Source organism: Streptomyces sp. NPDC001868 (genome assembly GCF_040297125.1).
Taxonomy (GTDB): domain Bacteria; phylum Actinomycetota; class Actinomycetes; order Streptomycetales; family Streptomycetaceae; genus Streptomyces.
The window spans coordinates 153,965-165,840 of record NZ_JBEOYO010000005.1 but is presented as its reverse complement, the minus strand read 5'-3'; the positions used below and the strand labels follow the sequence as shown (position 1 = coordinate 165,840).

Here is an 11,876-nt window from a genome sequence, read left to right as displayed (position 1 = left end):
CCGACGGCTCAGACGGGCGGCACCACCGGTAGCGGTGTCCCTCGCAGCAGCCAGCCCAGCGCCCCCGGAAGGGCGCGCAGAGAGGCGAAATGAGCCGCGGCGGGTTCGAGTACGGCGGTGGCGCGAGGGATGCGCGCGGCGAGCCAGGAGGAGTGGGCGGCCGGGGAGAAGACGTCCTTCGCGCCGTGCCAGAACAGCACCGGCACCCGGATCCCGGCCGGATCGAACCCCCACGGCCGGGCCAGCGCGAGCGCGTCGTCGATCCATCCGTACGGGGAGGTCCGCAGCGCCTCGTGGTAGTTGCGCAGCAGCATCGAGCGGATGCCGTTGTCGGACACGATCAGCCGGTCGTCGTCGGTGAGCTCGTCCCTCAACTCCTCCAGCAGCCGGGCGGGGTTGGAACGGATCTCGGCGGAGCGCGGGATCAACCGGTCCACGAAACGCTGGGGATCGGTTGACGCCGTGTGGAACTCGTTGACGTTGGAGGGCGCCATCCCCGCGAACCAGTCCAGCCCGGCCGCGTCGCTCGGCGCGAGTGTCACCAGGGCGGCCGCCCGGGTCACCCGGTGCGGCAGCAGCGCGGCGCACGCCAGCGCGTGCGGGGCCCCGCCGGAGCGGCCCACAACGGCGAAGCGGTCCACGCCCAGCGCGTCGGCGACGACGGTCACGTCCTCCACGACGTCGACGATCCGCCGTCCCGGTCTGCGGTCGGACCCGCCGTACCCCGGCCGGTCGTAGCTGATGAGCCGTGTCCCGCGCTGGTAGAGGAACATCGACCGCGGCCGGGGGCCGACCCGGCTGCCGGGCATTCCGTGGAACAGGAAGACCGGCCGCCCGGCGGGATCCCCCGAGCACTCGACCCTGAGCAGCCGCCCGTCGGGCGCCCGGACATGGGTCGGTGCCCGTGCCAGGTCATGCACAGCGCTCCCCCTCCCTCGGTCCGTGGACCGGGACCACGCTGCCGGGACATTTCCCGTCCGCCCCTCCCACGAAACGAACCGGGCCGGCGACCGTCCACCCCACGGAGAAGAGGGGTGTCGTGCGGCCCGTACCCCACCTGCACCATGCCCGACACGTGTCTTGACTTCACCACCCCTTCACGTCAGATTCGAGGCTCCGCACACCACCCGGCGCGAACGGGCCCCTTGCCGTCGTCGGGGGAACAGCACGGCCACCATCCCTTCGTGAGGCTGGAGCGTCCGGCATGGCCAAGAGCGCGGAACCTGAGAGACGTACGGGGGCGGAGGCCGGCCCCAGTCGGCGGCGGGTGATCGGTACGGCCGCGGGGGCGGGGGTCGCGGTCGCGGCCGGTGGGGTGGTGGGGAGCCCGGCGGCGGCCGCCGCTCCGCCCCTCCTCGGTACCTACGACGTGGTCGTCGTCGGCTCCGGCGCGGCCGGGATGACCGCCGCGCTGACGGCGGCGAAGCAGGGGCTGAGCTGTGTCGTCGTGGAGAAGGCGCCGACGTACGGGGGGTCGGCGGCGCGGTCGGGGGCCGGGATCTGGCTGCCGAACAACAGTGTGATCAAGGCGGCCGGGGTGCCGGACACGCCGGCCAAGGCGGCGCAGTACCTCGCGGCGGTGGTCGGGGACGACGTGCCCGCCGACCGGCAGAAGGCGTTTCTCGATCACGGGCCCGCCATGCTGTCGTTCGTCATGGCCAACAGCCCGTCGCGGTTCCGGTGGATGGAGGGGTACAGCGACTACTACCCGGAGCTGCCGGGCGGGTTGCCGAACGGGCGGTCCATCGAGCCGGACCAGTTCGACGGGAACCTGCTGGGCGATGAGCTGGCCCGGCTGAATCCCCCCTATCTGGCCACGCCTGCCGGGATGGTGGTGTTCAGCGCCGACTACAAGTGGCTCGCGCTGACCGCCGTGAGCGTGAAGGGGCTGGCCGTCGCCACGGAGTGTCTCGCCCGGGGGACGCGGGCCGCGCTGCTCGGGCAGAAGCCGCTCACCATGGGGCAGGCGCTGGCGGGCGGGCTGCGGGCGGGGCTGCTCGGCGCGAATGTGCCGGTGTGGCTCAACAGCCCTTTGACCGACCTCTACTTGGAGAACGGGGCCGTGAAGGGAGCGGTCGTCACCAAGAACGGCTCGGCCGGACTCGTCCGCGCCCGCCGGGGTGTGATCGTCGGCTCCGGCGGCTTCGAGCACAACGCGGCCATGCGGGCGCAGTACCAGGAGCAGCCCGTCGGGACGCGGTGGACGGTGGGCGCGAAGGAGAACACCGGGGACGGGATACGGGCCGGTCAGCGGGCCGGTGCCGATCTCGCGCTGATGGACGACGCCTGGTGGGGGCCGGCCGTCGACACCCCGGGCCAGGCCTGGTTCTGTCTCGCCGAACGCACCCTGCCCGGTGGGCTGTTGGTCAACGGCAGCGGTGCGCGGTTCGTCAACGAGGCGGGGCCGTACAGCGATGTCGTCCACACGATGTACGAGAAGGACACCGCGTCCGCCGCGCACATCCCGGCCTGGCTGATCGTCGACCAGAACTACCGCAACCGTTACCTCTTCAAGGACATCGCGCCGACCTTCCCGTTCCCCGACGAGTGGTACGACGCCGGGGCGGTCCACAAGGCCTGGTCGATCGACGCGCTGGCCGGTGCCATCGGGGTTCCCGCCGCCGCCCTCCGCTCGACCGTCGACCGCTTCAACTCCCTGGCCCGGCAGGGCGACGACCCGGACTTCGGGCGCGGCGACAGCGCGTACGACCACTACTACACGGACCCGTCCGTCGCCCCCAACTCCTGTCTGGCGCCCCTGTGGTTGCCGCCCTACTACGCCCTGCGCATCGTCCCGGGCGACCTCGGCACCAAGGGCGGCCTCCTCACCGACGCCCGCGCCCGCGTGCTCCGCCCGGACGGCATGGTGATCCCCGGCCTGTACGCGGCGGGCAACGCCAGCGCCGCCGTGATGGGCCGCAGTTACGCCGGGGCCGGGTCGACGATCGGGCCGGCGATGACCTTCGGGTACGTGGCCGCGCTGGACATCGCCGGGAAGCTGTAGTTCAAGCGGAGTGTCGTAGGTCGATCCACGGGATCGTGTCGCCGTCCAGCAGATAGCGCTCGGTCTCCACGAAACCGTGGCCGAGCGCGAACCGCAGACCGTCCTCGTTCGAGGCCAGTACGCAGGTCTCGATCACCCGGGCACCCAGCTCCCGCGCCCGCCTCGACGCCCGCTCGTACAGCTGCTCGCCGTACCCGCGCCGCCGGTGTTCGGCGAGCACGCGCGCGATGACCGTGGCCGTCGCCGTGTCCCCCTCGGGCGGGCGGACCGTCGTATTGCCGACGAGAACGCCGTCGACGTACGCGAGTTCGAGGTGGTTGCGTACGGCGCGCTCGCGGACGTCGTCGAGGGAGAGGAGGTGGGTGGGGATGATCGTGTTGTGGACGTACCGCCAGGCTTCGAGTTCCTCGTCCCCGGCGGTGCCGTCCACGCGCTTGATGTCGAGATCGGTCACCGCGCCAGCCTAGGGCCGCTACGCGTCACCCTGGTCGTCGAGGAGCGCGTACGCCCGTACCGGGAACGTGCCCATGCCCTCCACGGCCGGCGGCGCGGCGTGGAAACGGAAGCCCTCCGGGGGCAGGTGCTCCAGGCCCCGCAGATGTTCCACGACGGGGACGCCGGCGGCGAGCAGGCCGGTGTGGGCGGGGCGGGTGCCGTCGTCGGTGTCGTCGATGTTGAGGGTGTCCATGCCGACGAGCACGGCTCCCCGCTCGACGAGCCAGGCGACGGCGTCGGCGGTGAGGTAGGGGTGGCCGTGGCCGTACGCCTCGGTGCCCCAGTGCCGGGCCCAGCCGGTGTGGATCAGCACCGCCCGGCCGGTCACGTCGTACGGCAGCAGTGTCTCCCGGTCCACGGCCCGGCCTCGGTCGGCGATGCCCTCGACGCGTACGACGACCCCGTCGAGGTCGATCAGCCGGTCGAGCGGCAGCCCGGCGAGGTCCTGACCGTCGTCGAAGCGGTGGTGCGGGCTGTCGACGTAGGTGCCGGTGTTGGACACCATCGAGATCCGGCCCATGGCGAACTCGGTGCCGGGCGCGTAGATCTTCCGGGAGGCCTCTCGGGTGAGGTGGTCGCCGATCTCCGGGCCAGGGAGGCCGGGGTAGGTGATCATCCCGTGCCGGATGGGATGGCTGAGGTCGACGATCCGCCGTTGCTTGCTGCTCATGCCCCGATCCTCCCTGTAGCACCACTTCATCACAAGCAAGATTTACTGAAGCGGCACTACAGTACGGCTTATGGAACTGGACCCCCGCCGGCTGCGCGTCCTGCGTGCCGTGGCGTTGCGCGGTGGTGTCGTGGACGCCGCGAAGGTGCTGCATCTGACCCCGTCGGCCGTGTCGCAGCATCTGGCGCAGCTGGAGCGGGAGGTCGGTCAGCCGCTGGTGGACCGTTCGCGGCGCCGGGCGGGGCTGACTCCGGCGGGGCGGTTGCTGGCGGCGCGGGCCGAGCGGATCGAGCACGAACTGGCGGAGGCCCGCCGTGAACTCGCCGAGCTGACCGGCCGCTCGACCGGTCCTGTGACGGTCGCCGCGTTCTCCTCGGCGGTGTGCCATCTGCTCGTCCCGGCCCTCGCCGCCCTCGCCCGCACCCATCCCGGTCTGGAACCGAGGGTGGTGGAGGCGGAGGGCCCCGAGGCCCTGCGCGAACTGCGGACCGGCGGCCTGGACCTGCTGGTCGTCGAGTACGACGGCGACGATCCCGACCCGGACGAACAGTGGCGCGACCTGGCGTCCGCCCCGCTCGCCGACGACGAGTACCGCGTGATCACCCCCGCCGACTGGTCACCGCCGCCCCGCACGGTCCGGGACCTGGCCGACCGCCCCTGGGTCACCGCCCCACCGAGCACGGCGTGCGGCCGCGCCCTGGCCCGTATCTCCGCCCAGTACGCCTTCACCCCGCGCCGCGCCCACACCGCCGTGGAGTTCCCGACCACCCTGGCCCTGGTCCGGGCCGGCCTCGGCGCGGCGGTCGTCCCGACCCTCGCCCTCACCGACGCCCCACCGGAAACCGTCGCCCTCCCCACGGTCCAGGTAGCGGGCCACCGCCGCATCGCGGCGACCTGGCCGGCCTCCCCGTCCGGCCCCCAGCCCCGAACGTCGGCTCTGGTGGAGGCCCTCCAACAGTCGGCAATGAACCTGGGTCTGACACCCGCACCCGTCGACTCACCCCTCCCCCCGATCCCGTAGACGCCGCTCCGCCCCCACCCCCGCGAAGAACTCCACCGCCCCCGGCTCATCCACAGCCGCCAGATTCACCACGTCCTCAAGAGCCGCCCCCTGAAGCAACCTCTTCACCGGCACCTCCAGCTTCTTCCCGGTGCGCGTATGCGGAATGGCCGGCACGGCGATGATCTCGTCGGGAACATGCCGAGGTGACGCCCCGTCACGAATCGCCGCGCGAACCCGCTCACGCAGGGCGTCGTCCAGCTCGACACCCGCCCCGAGGACGACGAACAACGGCATCCAGTACCCCCCGTCCGCCTCCTCCGCCCCGATCACCAGCGCCTCCACGATCTCCGGCATCCGCTCCACCACGTCATGGATGTCCGCGCTCCCGAGCCGCACCCCGTTGCGGTTGAGCGTGGAGTCGGAGCGCCCGTGGACGATCACCGAGCCGTGCCCGGTGACGGTGATCCAGTCGCCGTGCCGCCACACCCCGGGATACGACGAGAAGTAGGCGTCCCGGTAGCGGCTGCCGTCCACGTCGTTCCAGAAGGACAGCGGCATGGACGGCATCGGCCGGGTGACGACCAGCTCGCCCACCTGGTCCACCACCGGCGAGCCCTCGGCGTCGTACGCGGCCAGCGCGACCCCCAGATGCGGCGCCGACAACTCACCCGCCCACACGGGGGTGTTGGGCGCGCCGCCCGCGAAGCCGGACACGATGTCCGTACCGCCGCTGACGGAGACCAACTGCACGCGCTCGCCCACATGTCGGCCGACCCACGGGTACGCGGAGGCCGGCAGCGCGGAGCCAGTGCAGCCGATCGCGCGGATCGACGACAGGTCGTGGACGGACGGGTCGATGCCGAACTTGGCCATCCCGAGCAGGTATTGGGGGCTGGTGCCGAAAAGCGTGACGCGGTGGCGGGCGGCCAGCTCCCAGAGGATGTCCGGCTTGGCGAGGAGGGCCGGGCTGCCGTCGTACGTACAGGTCGTGGCCCCGGTCAGGAGCGTCGACACGACCAGGTTCCACATCATCCAGTGGGTGGTGGTGTACCAGAGGAGACGGTCGCCGGGGCCCAGGTCGGACTGGAGGCCGAGGGTCTTGAGGTGCTCCAGCAGGACACCGCCGTGACCGTGGACGATGCCCTTGGGCAGCCCGGTCGTGCCGGAGGAGAACACGACCCAGAGAGGGTGGTCGAACGGCACCGGGACACAGACCAGTTCCTCGGTACGGGTCGCCGCGTCCTCCCACGGGACCACCAGCGTGGGGTAGTTGTCCGTCGGCCACGGCAGTCCGAGGCGGCCCACCAGCACGGTCGCCTTCAACCCCGGTAGGGAGCGGGCCAGTTCGAGCGCGGCCTCGCGGCGGTCGTGCGGGGTGCCGTTGAAGAGGTAGCCGTCGGCCGCGATCAGTACGGTCGGTTCGAGCTGGCCGAAGCGGTCGGCGGCGGCCCTGGGTGCGTAGTCCTGCCCGCACACCGACCAGACCGCGCCGATGCTCGCGGCGGCGAGGAACGCGATGATCGCGTGCGGGGTGTTGGGCAGATACCCGACGACCCGGTCCCCCGGCCCCACCCCCAGATCGCGCAGCGTGGCGGCGACGGAGGCGACCCGCGCCCGCAACTGCCGCCCGGTCACCTCGTATCCGGCACCGGTCTCGTCCAGCGCGACGATCGCCGGGGCGTGGGAGGGCAGATCCCGCAGGGCGTGGTGGGCGTAGTTGAGGGTGGCGCCGGGGAACCAGCGTGCGCCCGGCATCCGCTCGTCCGCGAGCACCCTCTCGTACGGCGCGTCCGCCTCGACCCCGAAGTACTCCCAGACCGCGCCCCAGAACCCCTCCAGATCGGTCACCGACCAGCGGTGCAGCTCGGCGTAGTCGGCGTCCGCCGCGACCCCGCCGAAGCGGCCGGCGGCCCACCGGGTGAAGTCGGCGATTCGGCTGCTCGCGGCGGTCTCCGGGTCCGGGGTCCAGAAGGGGTCGGCGCCCGGCGTGGTCGCGCCCACGGTCGGGCTCGCGTCGGCGTCCGTGGTCGCGGTGGCGTCCCCGGTCATGACCACAGCCGTGGTCGTGGCCGCGTTCGTGGTCGTCGTCATGACGTGGTGCTCCTCGGCGTCGAGGCGGGTACGGGCTGTGTGCCGTGGGGGACGGCGGGGCGGCGGGTGGTACAGAGCAGCGGGGCCCAGGCGGCGGGGTCCGTGAAGTGGCCGCCGCCCGCCGGGAGGACGTCCAGGACGACCCGGTCGGGCCGCAGCAGCACCGCGTCCGCCCGGCCGGCGCGCAGCCAGGCGGCGAGGGTGCCGTCGTCGCCGAGTTCCCGTACGTCGACGAGGCGGGCGCCGAGGCCCTCGGCGGTGGCGCGCAGCGAGGGGGTGGGCTCGGTGGCGGTCAGTACGCCGAAGGCGTCGCCGAGCACGTCGTCCAGGCGGACCCGGCGGCCCTCGACGGCGACCCAGGGCTGTGGGCAGTACGTACCGCCGAGGCCGGGGCGGAGCCGGTGGCGGCGCGTCAACGGCCCCTTGTCCAGGGGGCGGCCGAGGCCACGGCCGAGCACGGTCGTCACCCCCGGCACCCGGCAGGCCGCGCCCACCACGGTCCGGCGCAGCGCGGCGGCCCGATCCTGGCCTCCGGTCATGGCCCAGCCCGTCATGACCGCGAGCCGGATCACATGGCGTGCGTGCGGCTTGCGTTCCCGCTCGTAGGTGTCCAACAGCCGTTCGTCCGCGCCCTGTTGGAGGACCATCGCGAGCTTCCAGCTGAGGTTGTGGGCGTCCCGCATCCCCGCGCACAGCCCCTGCCCCACGAAGGGCGGTGTGAGGTGCGCGGCATCGCCCAGCAGGAAGACGCGGCCCCGGCGCCACCGGTCGGCGATGCGGGCCCGGAAGGTGTACGCGGACTGCCGTACGACCCGGAAGCCGTCGGGGGAACCGTGGGGGGAGCCATGGGGAAAGCCGTGGGGGATGTCCACCCAGGGCGCGACCAGTTCCCGCAGCTTCTCGGGGGTGAGTTCCTCCCCCTCCCTCAGCCGGAACTCCCACCGGTAGCGGTCCTCGCCGATCCGCATGAAGGTGGCCGGCCGGTCCGGGTCGCAGACCTGGTCGACGCCCTCCCAGCAGCGGACCGGCAGTTCGGTGCGGACGTCGATGACGGTCCAGCGCTCCTCGAACCGCAGGTCCTCCCAGACAGAGCCGACAGCCTGCCGTACGAGGCCACCCGCGCCGTCGCAGCCGAGGACGTACTCCGCCAACAGGTGTCGTACGACATTATCCTGACGGAACGTCACCCGTACGCGCCCGTCATCGAGTTGCTCCACGCCCTCGACCTCCGCCCCGCCCCGCAGTTCACACTCCGGACGTTGGGCCAGTTCGGCGCGCAGCAACCGCTCCAGGTCGGGCTGGTCGAACATGCTGGTCTCGGGGAAGCCGTGGTGGCCGTGCGGGGAACGCCGGAACTCGCCCATCAGGCGGTGGCGTCCGTCGAGCAGCCGCAGCCCGCGCGCGGGACGGGCGATCGCGGCGAAGGCGTCGGCGACACCGGCGGACTGGAGGATGCGGCGCACCTCGTCGTCCGTGGCGACGGCGCGCGGAAGGGGGTAGACGTCATGGTGGCGTTCGAGGACGACGGTACGGACACCCCTCCGGGCGAGCAGCAGGGCGGCGGTCACCCCCACGGGCCCGGCTCCGACGATGACGACGGGGACTATGGGGACCACGGTGGATCCGGTCTGGTCGAGAGTCATGTGCGGCTCACCCGGGTCCTAGTGCGCGTCGGTGACGGGTGTGTGCTGCACCCCGAGGTCGATCCGGCCGTCCGCCGTGGCGATGGTCGCCGTGATCACGTCGCCCTCGCGCAGATAGCGCTGATTGCGGGCCTGGCTCTTGAAGAACGCCTTCCACTTCATCGCGGGCGGCAGCAGCGCGCCGATCTTCTCGACCACCTTGGGCGGCGCCTGCAGGGCCGTACCGCCGGGGGTGCCGGTGAGCAGCAGGTCACCGGGGTCGAGGGTCTGGAAGCGGGCCAGCAGGGTCAGTGCCCGCGCCGGGCGGACGATCATGTCGGCGAGGGTGCGGTCCTGCCGCAGATCGCCGTTGACCGTCAACCGCAGCCGCAGATCGAGAAGACGGGCGAAGTCCTCCGGCTCCAGCAGTGCCAGGTAGGGCCCGGTCGGCGTGAAGGTGGGGTACGACTTGCTCTCGTAGAACTGTGTCTTCGTCAGCTGGACGTCCCGTCCGCTGATGTCGTTCGTGATCACGAGCCCGGCGACGTACAAGGGCAGGTCCCGCTCCTCGACGACCGTGCCGACGGGCAGTGGCGCGCCCAGGACCAGGCCGAGTTCGATCTCGTAGTCGAGGAACTCGATGTGCGCCGGGCGGACGACCGCCTCGCCGGGGCCGCTCACCGAGCCGGACGCCTTGCGGAAGAAGGCGGGCGGGATGTCGCCGGTGAACCCCGATTCGCGGGCGTGGCTGCGGTAGTTGACCATCTGGGCCACCACCCGGCAGGGCGTGGTGACCGGGGAGAGGACCGCCAGGTCGGCGACGGGCGTGCCCGGCTCCCCGCCGGCGACGGCCTCCCGTACGGCGTTCCGTACGGCGTCGCGGTCGGCGATCAGTTCGGCGGTGGTGACGGCCTCGGTGGCGACGGGGACGGCCCGGTCGCCCAGGACGGCCCACCAGCCGTCGGCGGTGCGCAGAACGTTGGTGCTCATGTCGAAACCTTCTTGACCTTCTTGAGGGGGCCGGGGTTCAGGAGGCGGCGGCCTTGAGGAGGCCCAGCAGACGGGCCGGGTCCATCTCGTTGTCGCCGCGCAGGGCGTGGATGACATCGCGGACGCGCTGCGGGGAGGGGCTCGCGCCGAGGAAGTCGCGGGTGGCGGGCGGGCCCCACTGCGCGAGGCCGGTGGTCGACATGGGCGCCCAGCCGGGTTCGAGGTCGCGGGAGAAGAGGTCGCCGTCGGCGAAGTGCTCCAGCATGAAGCGGTCGGGGTCGCGCCAGTAGTCGAAGAGCTGGCTGCCCTGGATGTGCCGGCCGATGCCCCAGCTGCGCCGGTAGCCGCGCTCGGCCAGGTACTCCCCGCCGGCGGCGATCGAGTCCAGGTCGGTGACCTGGTAGGCGGAGTGGACATAGCCGTTGCCCGGGCCCAGATGCATCGCCAGGGTGTGGTGGTCGACGGCCAGCGAGCCCTGGTCGCACCGGAGGAACGCCATCGTCGGACCGCGCTCCCGCTGGCCGTCCAGGAACAGGAAGTCGGACACGATCATCCCGAGGGTGTCCAGGTACCAGTCGAGGGCACGGGCGAACACCCGTGTCCCCAGGACCACATGGCCCAGCCGCTGGATCCGGGAGGGCTCGCGCGGCGGCCGCTGGGTGGCGTTGACGCGACCGTGGTCCGTACCGAAGTTCAGTGTCAGCGGTCGCTGGCCTGGCAGCCCGGGGAGGCTCTCGGCGCAGTGCACGACCCTCACCGGCAGCCCCGACGGGTCGAGCAGGTCGACCACCTCGCCGCCTGCGGGTACGGCCGCGCCCGCCACGTCCCGTACGTCGGTGCCGGTCGCGCGGGCCAGCCGGTCCAGGTCGGCCCGCTCGGCCGCCCGGAACGCCGGGCCGATGAAACGGGACGTACGGCCGCGCCGGATGACCATGCAGGGCGGGCCCGCGAAGGTGCCGCGCAGCCACAGCTCGTGCTCGCTCCGGGCGGCGATCTGGAATCCGAAGTCACGGGCGAAGACCTCCGCGCGGTCCAGGTCGGGCTTCTCGAACTCCAGCCAGGCCAGGTCCGCCACCTTGATCACGGGGTTCCTCGACCGGCCGGGGTGCTCACCACGCAGGGCGCCCCGCTCACTGTGGAGGTCCTGATGGGCTGTCCGGGACATGACTTCGTCCTCCAAGCGGCATCGCTGAATGATGGTGACGCATGATGAATGATGAAAGCATCAAGTCTGATTCATCCATCGTCAAGAGCCGAGCCGGGCAAAGTGATGGATTCATCAGAACTGGGATCGCCCTCGTCGCCACCGTTAGACTCTCGGCATGTCGACGTCAGCCCCGCCCGGCAACCGCTTCGAACGACGGCGTGCCGAGACCCGTCAGGCGCTCGTGCGCGCGGCCCGGCGGATCCTCGCCGAGACCGGTGACACGGGCGCCAGCATCCAGACGATCGCCGAGCGCGCCGACGTCGGCTTCGGCTCCTTCTACAACCACTTCTCGTCGAAGACGGAGCTGTTCGACGCGGCGGTGGTGGACGCGCTGGAGGAGTTCGGCCGGACCTTCGACGAGCGGCTGACCGGGATCGACGATCCGGCGGAGCTCGTCGCGGCCGGCTTCCGGTTCAGCGTCCGGATGGTCGACTCGCACCCGGAGCTGATGCAGGTCCTGCGCCACCGGGGGCTCCAGCACATGCACTCCGACCAGGGCCTGGCGCCCCGCGCCCTGCGCGACCTCCAGGTCGGCATCGCCTCGGGCCGCTTCCTGCCCGCCGACCCGGTCGTCACCCTCGCCGCGATGGGCGGCTCCCTGATCTCGCTCGTCGAGCTGCGCGTCACCCGCCCCGACCTCGACGGCGACGAGGCCGCCACCAACCTGGCCGAGCTGATCCTCCGCATGCTGGGCGTCCCCCCGGACGAGGCCCACGACATCTCCCGACTGCCCCTGCCCGGCCTCGACGACTAGCGCGAGACCGGCGTCGACGCGGGGTCAGCGGCCGTCCGCC

At 72.2% G+C, this 11,876-nt stretch carries 10 protein-coding genes; 3 read left to right on the top strand and 7 right to left on the bottom strand.

The annotated features are described in order from the left end of the window. Positions 1-8: 8 nt before the first annotated feature. Positions 9-920 (bottom strand): alpha/beta fold hydrolase, encoded by a 912-nt coding sequence (locus ABT147_RS08565; RefSeq protein ID WP_351403481.1) that lies wholly within the window; start codon positions 918-920, stop codon positions 9-11. Positions 921-1,204: 284 nt separating this feature from the next. Here ABT147_RS08565 and kstD point away from each other — a divergent pair, with 284 nt between their 5' ends. Continuing rightward, on the top strand, positions 1,205-3,004 hold the full coding sequence (gene kstD, locus ABT147_RS08560) for a 3-oxosteroid 1-dehydrogenase (protein ID WP_351403480.1): 1,800 nt from the start codon (positions 1,205-1,207) through the stop codon (positions 3,002-3,004). Between the two features lies 1 nt (position 3,005). On the opposite strand, the gene ABT147_RS08555 is transcribed toward kstD, so the two are convergent. Both ABT147_RS08555 and ABT147_RS08550 read right to left on the bottom strand, forming a co-directional pair. After that, positions 3,006-3,458 (bottom strand): GNAT family N-acetyltransferase, encoded by a 453-nt coding sequence (locus ABT147_RS08555; RefSeq protein ID WP_351403478.1) that lies wholly within the window; start codon positions 3,456-3,458, stop codon positions 3,006-3,008. An 18-nt stretch (positions 3,459-3,476) separates the two neighbouring features. Further along, complete coding sequence (locus tag ABT147_RS08550; RefSeq protein WP_351403477.1) at positions 3,477-4,169, bottom strand: cyclase family protein; 693 nt, start codon at positions 4,167-4,169, stop codon at positions 3,477-3,479. A gap of 70 nt (positions 4,170-4,239) precedes the next feature. Between ABT147_RS08550 and ABT147_RS08545 the strand changes: the two genes are divergently transcribed. Next, positions 4,240-5,190: a LysR family transcriptional regulator gene (locus ABT147_RS08545; protein ID WP_351403476.1), complete on the top strand. Its 951-nt coding sequence runs from the start codon at positions 4,240-4,242 to the stop codon at positions 5,188-5,190. On the opposite strand, the gene ABT147_RS08540 is transcribed toward ABT147_RS08545, so the two are convergent. From ABT147_RS08540 to ABT147_RS08525, 4 genes are read right to left on the bottom strand one after another with little or no spacing between them, the layout of a single operon-like run. After that, positions 5,167-7,221: an acetoacetate--CoA ligase gene (locus ABT147_RS08540; RefSeq protein WP_502983059.1), complete on the bottom strand. Its 2,055-nt coding sequence runs from the start codon at positions 7,219-7,221 to the stop codon at positions 5,167-5,169. The genes ABT147_RS08545 and ABT147_RS08540 overlap by 24 nt on opposite strands. A gap of 38 nt (positions 7,222-7,259) precedes the next feature. Next, positions 7,260-8,906 (bottom strand): bifunctional 3-(3-hydroxy-phenyl)propionate/3-hydroxycinnamic acid hydroxylase MhpA, encoded by a 1,647-nt coding sequence (mhpA, locus tag ABT147_RS08535; RefSeq protein ID WP_351403474.1) that lies wholly within the window; start codon positions 8,904-8,906, stop codon positions 7,260-7,262. 18 nt (positions 8,907-8,924) lie between these two features. Next, entirely contained in the window at positions 8,925-9,875 is a 951-nt protein-coding gene (locus ABT147_RS08530; RefSeq protein ID WP_351403473.1) for a fumarylacetoacetate hydrolase family protein, read from the bottom strand. Between the two features lie 37 nt (positions 9,876-9,912). Further along, positions 9,913-11,040: a VOC family protein gene (locus tag ABT147_RS08525; protein WP_351403472.1), complete on the bottom strand. Its 1,128-nt coding sequence runs from the start codon at positions 11,038-11,040 to the stop codon at positions 9,913-9,915. Positions 11,041-11,197: 157 nt separating this feature from the next. Between ABT147_RS08525 and ABT147_RS08520 the strand changes: the two genes are divergently transcribed. Continuing rightward, complete coding sequence (locus ABT147_RS08520; protein WP_351403471.1) at positions 11,198-11,836, top strand: TetR/AcrR family transcriptional regulator; 639 nt, start codon at positions 11,198-11,200, stop codon at positions 11,834-11,836. The last annotated feature ends 40 nt before the right edge of the window (positions 11,837-11,876 follow it).

Bases quoted from the DNA above. Each gene is read 5' to 3' on its own strand.
- kstD (WP_351403480.1), top strand. From the start codon at position 1,205: ATGGCCAAGAGCGCGGAACCTGAGAGACGTACGGGGGCGGAGGCCGGC.
- ABT147_RS08550 (WP_351403477.1), bottom strand. From the start codon at position 4,169: ATGAGCAGCAAGCAACGGCGGATCGTCGACCTCAGCCATCCCATCCGG.
- ABT147_RS08545 (WP_351403476.1), top strand. From the start codon at position 4,240: ATGGAACTGGACCCCCGCCGGCTGCGCGTCCTGCGTGCCGTGGCGTTG.
- ABT147_RS08540 (WP_502983059.1), bottom strand. From the start codon at position 7,221: ATGACCGGGGACGCCACCGCGACCACGGACGCCGACGCGAGCCCGACC.
- mhpA (WP_351403474.1), bottom strand. From the start codon at position 8,906: ATGACTCTCGACCAGACCGGATCCACCGTGGTCCCCATAGTCCCCGTC.
- ABT147_RS08530 (WP_351403473.1), bottom strand. From the start codon at position 9,875: ATGAGCACCAACGTTCTGCGCACCGCCGACGGCTGGTGGGCCGTCCTG.
- ABT147_RS08525 (WP_351403472.1), bottom strand. From the start codon at position 11,040: ATGTCCCGGACAGCCCATCAGGACCTCCACAGTGAGCGGGGCGCCCTG.
- ABT147_RS08520 (WP_351403471.1), top strand. From the start codon at position 11,198: ATGTCGACGTCAGCCCCGCCCGGCAACCGCTTCGAACGACGGCGTGCC.